The organism is Vibrio sp. OPT46, from assembly GCF_015163535.1.
Lineage (GTDB): Bacteria > Pseudomonadota > Gammaproteobacteria > Enterobacterales > Vibrionaceae > Vibrio > Vibrio alginolyticus.
In genome coordinates this window covers 916-14,225 of record NZ_JADDYG010000099.1, presented here as the reverse complement: position 1 = coordinate 14,225, position 13,310 = coordinate 916, and the positions used below count along the sequence as shown (strand labels likewise).

18 protein-coding genes are annotated in these 13,310 nt (G+C 44.4%); all 18 read right to left on the bottom strand.

Annotated elements, in window-relative coordinates; genetic code table 11:
* Window positions 1–371 (bottom strand): CesT family type III secretion system chaperone (locus IQR33_RS04920; RefSeq protein WP_193843564.1); only part of this gene is annotated, 371 nt, incomplete at its 3' end.
* Between the two features lie 230 nt (window positions 372–601).
* Window positions 602–1,579: a type III secretion system effector VopR gene (vopR, locus tag IQR33_RS04915; protein WP_017821338.1), complete on the bottom strand. Its 978-nt coding sequence runs from the start codon at window positions 1,577–1,579 to the stop codon at window positions 602–604.
* Window positions 1,580–1,589: 10 nt separating this feature from the next.
* Window positions 1,590–2,036, bottom strand: coding sequence for a type III secretion system chaperone (locus IQR33_RS04910; RefSeq protein WP_228013763.1), 447 nt, complete (start codon window positions 2,034–2,036; stop codon window positions 1,590–1,592).
* Window positions 2,037–2,291: 255 nt separating this feature from the next.
* Entirely contained in the window at window positions 2,292–3,455 is a 1,164-nt protein-coding gene (locus IQR33_RS04905) for a VopS family T3SS effector adenosine monophosphate-protein transferase (RefSeq protein WP_017821339.1), read from the bottom strand.
* A gap of 3 nt (window positions 3,456–3,458) precedes the next feature.
* On the bottom strand, window positions 3,459–3,944 hold the full coding sequence (locus IQR33_RS04900) for a type III secretion system chaperone (protein ID WP_238972255.1): 486 nt from the start codon (window positions 3,942–3,944) through the stop codon (window positions 3,459–3,461).
* A 131-nt stretch (window positions 3,945–4,075) separates the two neighbouring features.
* Complete coding sequence (locus IQR33_RS04895; protein WP_005387146.1) at window positions 4,076–4,714, bottom strand: HrpE/YscL family type III secretion apparatus protein; 639 nt, start codon at window positions 4,712–4,714, stop codon at window positions 4,076–4,078.
* Window positions 4,693–5,358 carry a SctK family type III secretion system sorting platform protein VscK gene (gene vscK, locus IQR33_RS04890; protein ID WP_005387147.1) on the bottom strand — a complete coding sequence of 222 codons (666 nt, stop codon included), beginning with the start codon at window positions 5,356–5,358 and terminating at the stop codon, window positions 4,693–4,695. Before vscK ends, IQR33_RS04895 begins: the two co-directional genes overlap by 22 nt.
* Window positions 5,351–6,097 (bottom strand): type III secretion system inner membrane ring lipoprotein SctJ, encoded by a 747-nt coding sequence (sctJ, locus tag IQR33_RS04885; protein WP_086012989.1) that lies wholly within the window; start codon window positions 6,095–6,097, stop codon window positions 5,351–5,353. Before sctJ ends, vscK begins: the two co-directional genes overlap by 8 nt.
* On the bottom strand, window positions 6,097–6,441 hold the full coding sequence (gene sctI / locus IQR33_RS04880; RefSeq protein WP_005387149.1) for a type III secretion system inner rod subunit SctI: 345 nt from the start codon (window positions 6,439–6,441) through the stop codon (window positions 6,097–6,099). The genes sctJ and sctI overlap by 1 nt, the downstream gene beginning before the upstream one ends.
* Window positions 6,442–6,449: 8 nt before the next feature.
* Window positions 6,450–7,085, bottom strand: coding sequence for a YopR family T3SS polymerization control protein (locus tag IQR33_RS04875; protein WP_086046799.1), 636 nt, complete (start codon window positions 7,083–7,085; stop codon window positions 6,450–6,452).
* Window positions 7,082–7,441 (bottom strand): YscG family type III secretion system chaperone, encoded by a 360-nt coding sequence (locus IQR33_RS04870; protein ID WP_005377200.1) that lies wholly within the window; start codon window positions 7,439–7,441, stop codon window positions 7,082–7,084. Before IQR33_RS04870 ends, IQR33_RS04875 begins: the two co-directional genes overlap by 4 nt.
* Window positions 7,442–7,444: 3 nt before the next feature.
* Window positions 7,445–7,693: a type III secretion system needle filament subunit SctF gene (gene sctF / locus IQR33_RS04865; protein ID WP_005377199.1), complete on the bottom strand. Its 249-nt coding sequence runs from the start codon at window positions 7,691–7,693 to the stop codon at window positions 7,445–7,447.
* An 18-nt stretch (window positions 7,694–7,711) separates the two neighbouring features.
* Complete coding sequence (locus tag IQR33_RS04860; protein ID WP_005377198.1) at window positions 7,712–7,915, bottom strand: EscE/YscE/SsaE family type III secretion system needle protein co-chaperone; 204 nt, start codon at window positions 7,913–7,915, stop codon at window positions 7,712–7,714.
* The gene (sctD, locus tag IQR33_RS04855) at window positions 7,902–9,203 is read right to left on the bottom strand and encodes a type III secretion system inner membrane ring subunit SctD (RefSeq protein WP_017821344.1); all 1,302 of its coding nucleotides are present in this window, start codon (window positions 9,201–9,203) and stop codon (window positions 7,902–7,904) included. The genes IQR33_RS04860 and sctD overlap by 14 nt, the downstream gene beginning before the upstream one ends.
* Before the next feature lie 5 nt (window positions 9,204–9,208).
* Complete coding sequence (gene sctC, locus IQR33_RS04850; protein ID WP_161441215.1) at window positions 9,209–11,083, bottom strand: type III secretion system outer membrane ring subunit SctC; 1,875 nt, start codon at window positions 11,081–11,083, stop codon at window positions 9,209–9,211.
* A complete protein-coding gene (locus IQR33_RS04845; RefSeq protein WP_053307002.1) occupies window positions 11,080–11,508 on the bottom strand; it encodes a YscB family type III secretion system chaperone in 429 nt (142 codons plus the stop codon). The genes sctC and IQR33_RS04845 overlap by 4 nt, the downstream gene beginning before the upstream one ends.
* 12 nt (window positions 11,509–11,520) lie before the next feature.
* Entirely contained in the window at window positions 11,521–12,501 is a 981-nt protein-coding gene (locus tag IQR33_RS04840) for a T3SS regulon anti-activator ExsD domain-containing protein (protein ID WP_193837341.1), read from the bottom strand.
* A gap of 148 nt (window positions 12,502–12,649) precedes the next feature.
* Window positions 12,650–13,310, bottom strand: a 661-nt coding sequence (locus tag IQR33_RS04835; RefSeq protein ID WP_193843558.1) for a helix-turn-helix transcriptional regulator, incomplete at its 5' end; no start/stop codon positions are given.

The following is a 13,310-nucleotide window of genomic DNA, read 5'->3' as shown; positions in this document are numbered from 1 at the left end:
AGCTCGGCCTGTTCAATAACTTCGTGAAACCAAGCGGTAAGGTTCGTCGTATTTAGATGCTCAACGGGTTTACGTCCTGCTAAGACAAGCTGTCGACCGTTTGGAGCCAAAGCAAGTGCGAGGCTGCCACTACCTATTCCTTGATAGTTAGCATGAGCAAGAAGCTCTAAACCTTTTAGTCGTTGTTCACCGGATTTTTCTAACCCTCCGAACGTTACAGACAACATCAAATCATCCGTATCTGTCGCGATGAAATACAACATGTAGCGATCATCGACCAGTAGCTGACAACGTTCATTTTCTTCAAAATTCAGTTCGGGCAACTCATTGAGTTGGCAAAACTCCAAGAGCAGTTGTTGAATCGTGTTCATAACTTTTTCCTTTTGTTTCAATAACTCTATTGAACAACGATTGCAGATTGAACGATGTCGGTAATGGCTTTATTTTTGTCACTTTTTCGCCTGCATTGTGAGGTTTTCCGCAGAAATCTCGCTCTAAAAACGAGTTTCCAGAGTAATAAAAAAGAGCAGCTCAGGGCTGCTCTTTCAATAAAGGTTAGATGCTTAGCATGGTGTATTTGCTCACTTCTTTTGCAGATTGACTAACCCAGTTTATGGCTATCAAAAATGACTTCTGTTGGCGGGAACATATTCGAAACAGGTGGTCGTTGTGCATCTCCAAACATTGGTGCACCGAATGCAGATGTCGCCCACGGGTCAACAATTTTCACATCCTTACTCCACGTTGATGGATCTTTTATGTCGCTCCCCTCTTGTCGACCAACCAGTACATAAAGGTGTGTACCTGAATGACCCTTTTTAAACGCAACCACTTCTACTTTGGGTTCACTTTCAGGTGTTCCTGACATGCCTTGAATCATCTCAGCGGCGGCAGCAAAGGCAAATGTAGTACAGCAGCCGGCTTTCGCGGTTTGTACTGCCTTAGCAATGTTCTGTAGAGTGCTTAATTGCGGTGCGGTTCCTCTTTGTGCTGCAGCTTGAACTCCGTTTGCGGACATCGTCGCTCTGTGATCTTGCATGATTCGCGCTTGATCCGCGTGAAGCTCTTTTAGTCGTGGCTTTCCTTTTGTTTCATAAAACTGTGACCCCTTAACACCGAACGTATTTAAGTCCGTACAGGCAAAATCACCAAGCTTTTGAAGGTTGGCTTTATGTTCGTTGATAAGCGCGACACTCGATGAGGCTTTATTGGTTTTGGAAGAAGAGGCTGCCGTTTGTGCAGTGGGCCAATTTGAGCTAGGACCAGACGACAATCTCTCAAGATTTTTCAGGCTCCCAAGCGTTAACTTGTTTTCACCGTTCAACACATTTTTCAGCATGAGCTTCGCAACATCTTTAGGAATACCCTGCTTAGTAAGCAGGTTCACTACAATATCTTTCGCTTTATTCTGGTGGCTAATACGCGCGCTGATACTTTTATTTTTTGGTGCGCCCTCTTTAACAAAAATATCTTTACCGTTGTGTGCTCGAACCTCTTTGTCGTCAGCTTGATTTTGTGTCGCCAAATGTGACGTTAACTGACTCAACGAGTGCATTTGCGATGTATTAATATTGACCATGTGTGATGCCTTAAACTTGAATAAATGCGTGTACGTCTGTTTGGCTAAAATCTACAACCGTGTTGTTTTGAAATAACTGTCCCCAAGTATCAACTAATTCGTTCAACTGAATGATTAAGTTAGCAATGTTGGTGAGTTCACTTCCAGCCGCGATAGCAACTTGAAGAACAACGTCTTTGCGTGTTGGATTCACACAAAACTGCACACCACCTGTTTCTCGATACAAAAAGTTGTATTCAAGTAAAACTTGAAGTTTATCTAGCGTAATATCATCTTGTTCTATAAGCAGTTTTTTGGAAATCAATAACTCGCCTTTTTCCTCTACGAGCAGAACATCGACACTGTTATTTTCAGCAAAATGCAGTGACCACATTTGATCGTCATACGCTGTCACGCGCTCAAGGTTCAGCACTTCTCCTAGCTCAGAGAGAAGCATATTAATCTTTCCTGTATCCATGTTGTGTCCTGTCTAATTTATTATAACTAATTGACATCGATATATTTATTGCAGCGAAGCCACTTGGGTATAACGGCTCATTTAAATAAGCGAATAAGGATAAAAGAGATTTTATGGCGAGATAGAAACCGACACTTTATTTCAACGTCTCATTTTTATTGCTATTAGCCGTTTTATTGAGAAGAAAAATTAAGGTTAAGCTGGAAAATAAAAGAGCGGCAATCGCCGCTCCAAAAATTAAATAGAAGTAAAAAATCACTTAATACCGTGAAGGCTATTTTCTGCATCCATAGCTAAAGGATTGAACGAGTCGTTACGAAGTTCTGCTATCGCGTATAGCATGCGACCCATGCGACCATTTCCATCGGTAAAGCCATGGTACCCGATAACTCCGGCGAACAAATGCTTACCTAAGTCTTTATCTTCTACAGGGTTCTCTTTCAAAAAGCCTTCAATGTGCTGCTTTAACATGCCCTCACCGCCAATACTTGAAGGCAAAGTGCCACCCGAAATATTTGGCCCTCGGTAATCACGCTCAACATTAGGCACCAATCGAGCGTGTAGCTCTTTTAGGTTTTCCATATTCAATAAATCTTTACCATTAGACGCGTATTCTTTCAGTAAAGACGTAATATTTTCGGCATCGTTTCCTTTAGAGTTAGAAGCATTAATGATCCACGCCGCAGCTCTTTCAACATTATTGGTTACGCCACTTTTGTTAAACGCGTCCTCTGCCAGTCCTTCAGCGTATACACCTTGGCTTAGATCGGTGCTTGCTAGACCTTCGATATGACGTTGCGCCGATTTAAGATGCATCACCTCCATATCAAACACCGCTTGCATTTGATTAATGCTACCTGCCGGGTTTTTCTGCGCTGCAGATACACCACCGCCGTAGTCTTTTACTACACGTCCAGCAAGCAACTTCGCTGCACTTTCGCCAATCAGTGATGTGAGGTTTTTACCAGAATCGGTTTCTAACATTGCCTCTGTCATCGCTCGCTCAGCTAACTGGTTTAGCTCAGCAGAGTTCGACTGAACTGATTTACTGTCTAACTTCGCAAAGGCATTTAAGACATCTGATGCGGTTTTTATGCTTCCATCTTTGAAGAACATTTGTCCATGCTCAACAGAAGAAGCAGCTTGTAAACGCTGAGCTTGTCCTTGCTCATTATCAAATACGGCTTTTGTAAGGGCTTTCGCTACCGATTGTGGGCTACCTTCGCGAAACAGTTTTCCTGTCGCTTCAAAAAATCGCGCTACCGCACCATTCGTAGGATTGGCGCGAGTAAATTCTTGGGTCGCTGCGTTGATTTGGTATTCTTTGCCACCAATACTCAGCTTACCTTCGTTAAGTATCTCGTTACGAGCTTGCGGCATGGCGACCTGCAACGCGCTAACACTTCCAAAACTGATCATGCTTTAAACCCTTAATGTGGAAAAATGAGTGGTATTCGTTTCCGGTACTTCGATTGTTTTATTGGTTACTTCTTGTGTATTCGCACTTTTTAACCACTCGATGAAATTCGCAAATGACTCATCGAAAAAAGATGCAGTTAGCAGTTGCTGAGGCAGGTGTATGAAACCGATATATCCGGTCTCTTCCTCCCAGCATACCGCTGGAGAGCCTTGCGTTAAGGCACCTTTCATATGTTGATGCAAAATATCAGCACTCGGTTTATCACCTGAAATTAGCCCGATAAGCGTCACACGATCTTCTTGTGCACGAATTGTGATTGCTGTGTTTTGCTCAACGAGTAGATGGCAACAATCATCCTCATCAAAAACCAACGGCTCCAATTGGCAGCGGCTGGCAAAATCTGTCAGTAAAGAAGTTATAAATCCATTAGCCATTCGACTAAATAATCCTATTTTTGTTGTTTTAGAGGCGCTGCTTGGTTGCAACACTTATCAACTAAGCAGCTTTCTTAGGTGTATTCTTAAGGATTTATGGCAGTGAATATTTTAGAAATGGTCGGATTTTTTTTGTTTAAAGGCATTAAAATGAAAAAACTCAGCAAGTGCTGAGTTTTTGAGGTTTATTCATGAATCGTAATTTTACGCTCGCTGAGCTGCTTCACCATGGCTTGCTTTAATGCATGCAGCTGTCCATCAATACTGGCGTCGATGATCCCAACTTCTGTTTCCAAAATGCAGCCTCCATTTTTCAAGCGCGCATCTGCTACCACGTCAACGTAACCGACTTCAGGGAAATCACTTAATACACCAGCCACCTTTTCTCTCACCTCAACAACCTGCTCTGGGTGGACATGTAAAATGACCTGCTTTTGGTTACTCACCAGTTGCAACGCTTCTCGAACTACACTCACCGTGGTATCGACATCATCGAAGGTATCGATGATCTTACGTACTGCTTCTAACACCACACCTGTCATTTTTTCTTCGACTTGCTGATAGTAGTCATTACAACGTGCTAAGGTTTCAACCATCGTTTGCGCATTTTCAATCTTGGCTTGTGCAAGGCCATCTTGATAACCACGTTGTTTTTCGGTTTCGTAGGCTTGTTGGGCATTAGCAATGATGCTTTCAGCTTTGGAGTTCGCGGCTTCAACTAAGTGTTGCGAATCCAGATAACTGGCATAATCTTTCGCTTTCAGCACCTTTAAGCCAGGTGCCAGCTGCAAATTGTCTGTTTTTATTTCAACAAATGAAACCATTGAGGAATAACCTGTTTTGCGATTTTTTTTGTGAGTCGATACGCCAGATCTCGTTGATCCGCTTCCAACCAGTTAGCTGTTTCTGCGTTTTCGCTAAGTTGCTTTTCTAATTTGAATTGCCAACGAAGAACAACATCTTCCGGTGAGTTAATCAAAATAAACCTCATCCAAAAATATCCCAGCGCCCTCATACTTGCTTCAACAGACCTTTCATCCAATAGTTCTGGTAACGAACGCTGCCAGCCTTGCGGCCAGCTGGATAACAGCATAGGCCCGTTTTGAATTAAGAACCGAGCGCCTTCCAAACCAAAAACGTTGTTCAGAACCTGTTTCGGGCGTTTTAAAACAACGCCTCGCATTGCCACACAATGTAAAGCTCCGCCCACCATCAATACGAGTTGGTTCAACGCATCCGCTGGGAGCAACGCCAAGCTATGGCAAGGTTTGTTAAAAGCCGTCTCAGGAACGGGAGATAACGCCCACTCATTTATGCACCATTGGTTAAACATGGGGTTATCTCTCCAGCCTTCGATATTTAGTAACCAAGGCTGCTTTTGCTCTATCCAACTTCTATGGATGTACTGGCAAGGCGCATAGTTAAACTGGTGTTGTACCTGCGCGAGTGGTGTTTCTGGTTTAACCACGCTTCGTGTTCCTACGACACCATGTAAAAGTAGCGATATTCGAGCCGATGAGTGCCGCTACCAAGAACACCAAAATGGCGATAAGATTATTCGCCGTCTCTTTGGTGACCTGAACCGACAAAATGCTTTTAAATTGATTGTTTTGAGTAGCAACTCGAACCTCTGATGAGGGTACCATCACTACGCTGATTCGATCGTAGTTCAGCCCCTCAATGCTATTGTTCACTAATAATTTGATCTGCGGAACATATGAATCAAGCGCAATATCTGCTGCGTGTTTAATAAATACGGAGGCAGAAGCTGGAGTTGGGCGCTCTCCTGGACGCAGATCTTGATCTTCCAAAACAACATGAACACGTGCCACCAGCACGCCATCAATCTGAGATAAGGTTGACGAGAGCTCTTGAGATTTCGCGTACACCAAACGGGCTCGTTCTGCTAATGGTGACGAGATCAAATCGTCTTTAGGAAACACCTCTTTCAGTGTAGAAAACTGCTCTCTTGGATAACCTTTTCGCTTTAGCGCATCTACCGCGAAGGCGATTTGAGAACTGTCTACCATTAACTTGACGGTGTTGTCTTTGTCAGGTTCTTTTGTTGCAACGACACCTTCGGATAGTAAGATCGACAACATCTCATTACCCTCTTTCTGAGTAACGTTGGTGTATAGCTCGGTCTGACAACCTACCAGAAACAACGTGAGCATGATGAAAACTGCTCTCATTTTATTCATCATCACTATTGTGCCTTCAATAAGGTTTCTACGTTTTGTGTGGTTTTACCCACGGTTTTCGCGATCAGCTCTTCTTGAAAAGTAATGCGTGTCAGCGCCCACTGCATTTGCAGTAATTGCGCCGGATCATCACCCACCATCTTCATGTTGTCTTGCAGGTTACTTTTCGCGTTATCGATAGTGTTTTTCAACTCGCTGATGTTTTCTAGCAAACCTCCCTCCAGGCCATTACTTGCCTCGGGAACCGACATGGCTTGCTCAAAACGTTCGCTTAAACCGTCTTCGACTTGCGCATCCTGTAACTTATCAATGTTGGTTTGCATCACCTCGGTGTACTGCGTGTTTATCATATGTACTCCTAAGATAAATCTAACTTGTGACTGTGAGTCATGATGTTTTTCACCATCGCATTTTTTTGGATCATGAAGCTAAGTTCATCACGAACCATGTCCAGTGTTGATGCCATATCAGGTAACGACTTCAACTCTGCCCAGCAATGCCATAAGGCTTGTTCTTTCTGGGCACCCAGTGGAAAATGCTGCGCTAGCATTGCTTTTAGTGCTGTTTTATCAGCAGGTGGTTCGGCAATAAGCTGTCCCGAAAAATTCCCTAGTAACTCCTGCTTCAACACCTTTAACAAATCAGATTGTGGCTGCTCGTTGCCTTTTTCACTCTTCGCCTCATGAAAGGCGTACCACATTGCCTCTCGTTTAACTTGAGGGTAGGAAAACGCTTCATTTAACGATGATAAGACACTTTGTTTACTGACAACCTCTGCGTCTTTTAATGATTCGTACCACGCTTTAATCTCCGCCAGTTTCGCTTCTGTTTTCTCTAGCTTCTCTTTTGGAGAAACATGTGAAACTTGCTCTTGCTTGTCACTTCGCTCCATGAGCGTTTTCATCTTGTCTTCATCGCTCCGCTCATAATGACGCGACTCCGACTGACGCAAAGATTGGTGTTGAAGACCTAGGTTACTCGAATCAATGATCATCCAAGATTCCTAATGTCCTGAGAAAAGCTCGCAGCAAATGCTTGGCTTTCTTCGCTTCCTTGTGACGCAAGTTCTACCCAGCTTTCCGCTTTGCTCAGTAAACCGGCTTTGGCAGAAGCAAGAGCCGCTAAGCTGATCAGATCTGGATAGGCGTTACAAAGTGGTTCGAGTAATTGATGAGCCTCTTCATACAAGCCTTTATTCATGAGGCTCATTGCACGAATCATCGCAACGGTCTCTTCAGAACCTGAGCTTGCTTCAAGGCCATCTGCAATCGTGTTGGCTTCTTGATGACGATGCATACCTGTTGCCATCAGCGCGATTTCGGCCAGCAGTTGGCGCGTTTCTCGTTCCATGCTTTACACCTTCTGGAGAATCGACTGCATCACATCTTTAATCGCACGAGTCGTGGTCGCATTGATATTGTAAACAACAGACCATTTGTTGATCGCGTGCTGAAGCTCGGCAAGCTTTGATGGATCATCGGCATTGGTTTCTAGATTCTTGATGGCTGCCGTCACTTCTGTGTTGGCATCTTTCGCTTGTTGTTCTAACTTAGCTTTAACATCATCAAGGTTTACACTGTTACTAGCATCGTAAAATGACATAAGACTTCCTCGTATTTTTTAGTTAGCTTCGTATGATTCAACGACCGCATGGGCGGCAGTGTAAGCTTCATACTGTTTGAGTAGTAATTGGTACTGCTGTGGTGAGCACCCTAAATCCAACTGACGTTTCACCACCGCTTGTGCTTCTAAGAGCTTGCTCTTAATCTTGTGCACTTCCGCACCGTTTGTGTCGTTATTTAAAATTTGTTCAAGATTTGTCATTGTTCGTCTCGCCTTCATATCCGAGTTCTATTGTTATCACCCGCCCGCCTTTAACCAACTCAATACCAGCAGGTGTAACACTGGATATTCGGTAGCCCTGAGGCGTTCTTGCACCGACCATATAGCGAACGTTATCGGTCAGAATCACATATGGAACCTGGCCAAAGTTAACGCTACGAAACGGGAAATCGATGTTGGTGCCTTTACTCACCTTAGGTATGGATTTCAAAACTAAGTACGGTTTCTCACCATATTGTTCCCGGAAGTCTCGGGTCACACCGTAAAATCGAGTCGTTTCGATATCATCAAGCTCACCACGAACTTCGATGCGATCACCGCTGGTGACCAACTGGACTTTTTTCAGTAGCTCCGCATCCGTCAATAACGCTTTTAGCGTATCCATGTAGGCACCCGCTCGCTGCAGTTCGACCTTCCACGCAACAAGACCAGGCACGTCTCGCTCCAAGATTTGTTCAACTTGGTTCCAACGACTGGCATCATCGATATAGCCCGTCAGCAGCAGTGTGCCGGTCTCATCGCCATTTTCGACTTTCACTTGGTGATAGCCGAGGTTGCGCAAAATAAATCGAACCCCGCGACGAATTTCTTCCATCGTTCTTAAGTCACTTTTGTAATTGATGCCCAATACATCAATTCGACCAAGCAGATCGAGTTTCTGTGTTCGGTCTTCAACATAGCCCTCTAAGACTGCTTGGCGTGCGGCGGCATTCCATTCCACGCGAACGTCGCTAAGTTTGAGCTCGCCTAAGATGTTACGTACCAAAACAATGGGTTCTGCTTCTGTAACAATTTCATTGTTGTTTCCGTTAGCTTGGCTGTACCACATACCGGCAAAAATGACACTCGGGACAAAACTACAAAGCAAAGCGATGAGCGTTGTTTTTTTCCAGCTAGAGCGTTGCACAGCAACCACAGGTGTATTCTGTTGGCTAGATTCGTCGCTGACGTTACTCACAATTAACGCATCTTCCGCGTATCCCAGAGCGAACTTCACAACGCCGACCGAGACAACAGCATGGCGTGACAACTCGATACCATCACCTGCAACAGCGATGTCTTCACTGTTAATATTTGCCTCTTCGCAACCTCGTAAAATGACCGAGTCTTGCTGGCAAACGAGGGTGAAATGGTTCGCTTCGACCCCAGCATCAGACAGTACAAGATCAGCAATAAAGTCGTCACTGCCAAGCACGAGAGCACCTTCAGGTAAGGTGACTTCTACTCCGGTATGCACGCCTGATAAAATACGAATTTTCCATTGCTGCATCGCGGTTAAGACTCCTCTGAAGGGCGCACACACTCACTTTGTGAGTCATCACATTCCAATACTTTCACCCGCCAACCCTTTTGCCCTGTTGGTAATTGGCACTGCGTTAATTGAGACGACTTTTGCTGTGACAATAAGTCTTGTTGATAGCGCTCGGCTTGAACCCTCGATGTGCAGCTATATACTTCCACTACCGATTTAAATTCAGCGCTATTGTTGGAGATGTTGTTAAGCTTGCCGATACTTGGTCGCAAGTCATATTCGTTGCCAATCAACACACTATCGCCAATACCATCCACAACAATTCGAGGTTCTAAAATAAACATTCGTACTGTGCGGCGCTTAGTGTTGGTATTACTTCTAAACAGCGCGCCTAAATATGGGATGTCTCCTAGCAATGGCACTTTACGTAACTGATGGCTCACTTCATCTCGGTACACACCACCGATAAGTAAGCTTTGCCCTTGTTTAACCGTCGCTAAGGTGCTGATTTCAGTTTTACGAACGGAAGGAAGATCATCGACGCCACCATCAGCGATCTTTGCACCGTCTTCGAGATGAAGGCTCAGGTTAATTTCAGGTCGTGCAGCAAATCTATCACCAACGATACGTGGGACAATTCTCAGTAACGTGCCATACGTGACCTCTTCCAGCGCTGCGGTTTCTTTACCAACCAGCTTGACGTAAAAAGTGCTGCTGTTGTTCAGTACCGCTTCGACATTTTCCTGAGTTAACAATGTTGGTCTTGAAACCACTTGAGCACTGCCTTTGGATTCCAATAAACGAATTTGAGCCAGCAAGTAATTTAGGTTGGTTGAATCAAGCAAGGACTTAAAGTTCTGTCCACTGCCGAGCGTCACATCCCCCGAGTTCACATCCCCTGTTGTTTTGATATCGACAATGCGGTTGTTTCCGACAGACACTCCCGCTCGCCAATCCACGCCTAACTGACTTAAATCGTTGGCACTGATATCGACAATCGATAGCGCGACTTCAATTCTTGATTGCGGCTGGTCTAATTGCGCGACCAGTTTACGATAGAGCGGTAATCGTGCTTGAGTATCACGAACGATAATCGCATTAAGACCCGGCTCTGCTTCAACTGTTGCGCCACCATGAACTGAGGCGGTTTTATTACTTTTTACAGGCTTATCTGAACTGGTAACTTCTTTGCTAGACGCACTCGCCACTTGCGTTTGAACACCAGACACGACCCGTTTTAACACCGATGCGATGCCAGGGACCGTAATTGTCTGATCTCGATATGCAATTTCTCTATCCGTTGCAGAAGCGTACTTCAAAGGAATTATCTCAACGAATAATTCGTCGGTTGAATTCGATTTCTGCAGCAAGCGCGTTTCCAATGCCTCCGCCGTTTGTACCACTAAGTCGACATAACGTGGAGGACCCGCAAGATAGACTAACCCTTTGCTCTCAGCCGCTCTCCAACCATAACGAGAATCCCAAACGCCGGTGGAAATTAACGTACTGCGTAGCTCTCTAGCCGTAAGTAATTCCAATTGAAGTAAACGTGAGCGAGTTTCTGTCGCCTTATAGACATGTAAGACGGCACCATCGAAATACCACATCAAGTTGTACACTTGCGATAAGTAATCGAGGAATTCCGCCGGATCTTCAGGGGTAAAACGCCCATTCACTCGATCGTTGACTTTGTCACTAACAGAAACCGAGACACGATAATTTGCACCGAAGTTATTCAACAACTCTTTTAATGAGTCGTTATCTGCATAGTAGCGGAACGGTTGTTCGGGCCAGTGTAAGTCTGTTGCTTGCGCATATCCCAAAGGAACAACACTCACTGCGCATAACAATGCCTTTGTTGCAGCACGTCTAATGTTGGGAAAGATTTTTAGCATCATGGTAACCACACTGTATGGTTGATTGTGTGGTTCACACGTTCTTGTTCCAATAATGCAATGTAACGCTCACATAGATTGACGTGCTTAGAAAGCAAAGCAGAGAACCGTTCCACCGAACAGTCCTCAACCCGTACTTTACTTTGCAAAATCAATTGCTGATCATCATTGGTTGTCAGTACGCCGCCATCCGCACGAATGGTTTTTAATGAGAGCTGCATGCAACGTTGTAACGCTTGTTCTTGTTGATAATCTAGATGCTCTTTAAATTGGAAGGGTAACGTCGCTTCCCATAAAATCCATGACGCACGTTGCTTGATGGTCAGTGATAACTGGTCAACCTCGATGTTGTAAGAACCATTTTCTGAGGCAATAAAATCCCCTACCTTTAGCGCTTCCGCTAAAGATTTCATCATCTTATCTAACATTTAACGCCCTATTTAGATCTGGCTGAGGTGATTGCAAGCCTGGCCGCACTGACCACTTTGAGTATCAAAATAGTAGTGATCGATATCACCAACAGTTTGCATGTTCTTGAACCATTGCCATACTTTCGCAACCGCATTTTGGTCGTTGTAAACCACATCGCATGCATCCCAAACTTCGTTCAGCTCAGGGGCTTCAAGTCGTACTTCCGAACACCAATTTTTCCACTCAGAAATAAATTGTTCGGTTGTCGAGGTGTACTCCGCGAACCCTTTCAGCTCGTCTAAAGACGGTTGCCACTTCTCAATTAACAAACGATGACATTCAATCACTTGCAACTGTTGTTCGCTTAACGTCCCAAGTTGCTTTTTAAGTTGATGCTGCTGGCTCTTAATAAGATCGAGTTGCTGTTGAACAAAGACGGCACTGGTGTCTTCCCCTGATAGCTTCGACCAATATTCCTTCTGAATATCGAGTTGATTGATAAGTTGTTCAACTTTAATCGAAGCATGAAGAGCACTTTGATCGACTTGTCGGTTAATCCACTCGTTGAGTGATAAATGGAAACAAAGCATCAACGTTTTTGGGACAGCCAAATTAAAGCGAAAGCCCAGACGAGAGTTGATGTAGTCCAGCCTTTGTTCGAACGTTGTGATTGTGCTGCTATCACTGAGCTGCGATCCAATTTCCAAAAATAAACGCATAGCAAACCGGTCTATCGAAGCACCAAGTTTTTGATACGTTTTTACTAACTGGCTAGCGCACAGGCTATCGACGACATTTCTATCCAACAAGCGTTGAAGTAAAGATAGCTGCTCATAATTTATGACGCCTTCACTCAACAATTGTCGGTGATTGACGTGCACAACATTGAGATCCTGCGTAGGTTTCGAGGCGTTTTCATAACGAGCTCCTCTTTGTAAAACAGTCACTTTCCGCTGTGTCACTATGCTGTCTGGAAAAAGCGAACGGCGTCGCCAATGCTGCTTTTTCATTTATGTTCGTCTCCGCACCCCTTTCGAACAATCCAGAAAGAAAGAGATGTAATAATTTTTAATCGTTCGTTGTTACACGATACATAATAGAATTTACACTGGTGAGTGACTTTCAAAATTAGTCAGAAAATTTTAGTCTCAAGTCATTTCATTTCGCGATAGCCACTTGATCGTCTCCCGAACGTACGCGGCTTGGGGTCGTTCCAAAACGACGACGGTAACTCTGCGTAAAGTAAGACTGGCTGGAAAACCCTGCCTCCATCGCCACATCTACGATGCTCATCTTGCTCGTCAACAGCAGTTTATGAGCATGCAGTAGTCGACGCTCACTGATCCAAGCTCTTGGAGAAATGCCATAGTGCTCATTAAAAAGCTCTTTAAAAGTGGTTAAGCTGGCACCAAACTCCTGCGCGTAGTCTGTCAACTTCCATTCTTTTAAGTAATGCTGTTCCATAAATCGACGTAACCGTTCCGACGTACGGTTTGTTTGTTGTGACAGCAACGCATACAGTGATTCTCCTCCTTTGCTGTGTAGCAAGAGAATGAGTAGTTCTTCGTATTTTAGGCACATAATGGCATCAGGGTACGCTTGTTGCTCAAGCGTCTGCATGCTAGAAAGCACTTGTTCAACGAGTATGTTCAAACCAAAAGTAAACAAACCAGAACAAACTTTGTCTACCTTAGGCAGCATCATCAAGAGATCACTGTGTTTTTGCAGCAACTGACTAACGAGTTCATTGTCGTAGGCAATAATCGACGCTTTGTATGCCCCATCTAGCGGAGAGTACTCTAACAAGTAATCTCCTTGG

Excerpts from the sequence above, each read along its gene's own strand:
- vopR (WP_017821338.1), bottom strand. The coding sequence starts at position 1,579 with ATGGTCAATATTAATACATCGCAAATGCACTCGTTGAGTCAGTTAACG.
- IQR33_RS04910 (WP_228013763.1), bottom strand. The coding sequence starts at position 2,036 with ATGGATACAGGAAAGATTAATATGCTTCTCTCTGAGCTAGGAGAAGTG.
- IQR33_RS04905 (WP_017821339.1), bottom strand. The coding sequence starts at position 3,455 with ATGATCAGTTTTGGAAGTGTTAGCGCGTTGCAGGTCGCCATGCCGCAA.
- IQR33_RS04895 (WP_005387146.1), bottom strand. The coding sequence starts at position 4,714 with ATGGTTTCATTTGTTGAAATAAAAACAGACAATTTGCAGCTGGCACCT.
- sctI (WP_005387149.1), bottom strand. The coding sequence starts at position 6,441 with ATGATAAACACGCAGTACACCGAGGTGATGCAAACCAACATTGATAAG.
- IQR33_RS04875 (WP_086046799.1), bottom strand. The coding sequence starts at position 7,085 with ATGATCATTGATTCGAGTAACCTAGGTCTTCAACACCAATCTTTGCGT.
- IQR33_RS04870 (WP_005377200.1), bottom strand. The coding sequence starts at position 7,441 with ATGGAACGAGAAACGCGCCAACTGCTGGCCGAAATCGCGCTGATGGCA.
- sctF (WP_005377199.1), bottom strand. The coding sequence starts at position 7,693 with ATGTCATTTTACGATGCTAGTAACAGTGTAAACCTTGATGATGTTAAA.
- IQR33_RS04860 (WP_005377198.1), bottom strand. The coding sequence starts at position 7,915 with ATGACAAATCTTGAACAAATTTTAAATAACGACACAAACGGTGCGGAA.
- sctD (WP_017821344.1), bottom strand. The coding sequence starts at position 9,203 with ATGCAGCAATGGAAAATTCGTATTTTATCAGGCGTGCATACCGGAGTA.
- sctC (WP_161441215.1), bottom strand. The coding sequence starts at position 11,083 with ATGATGCTAAAAATCTTTCCCAACATTAGACGTGCTGCAACAAAGGCA.
- IQR33_RS04845 (WP_053307002.1), bottom strand. The coding sequence starts at position 11,508 with ATGTTAGATAAGATGATGAAATCTTTAGCGGAAGCGCTAAAGGTAGGG.
- IQR33_RS04840 (WP_193837341.1), bottom strand. The coding sequence starts at position 12,501 with ATGAAAAAGCAGCATTGGCGACGCCGTTCGCTTTTTCCAGACAGCATA.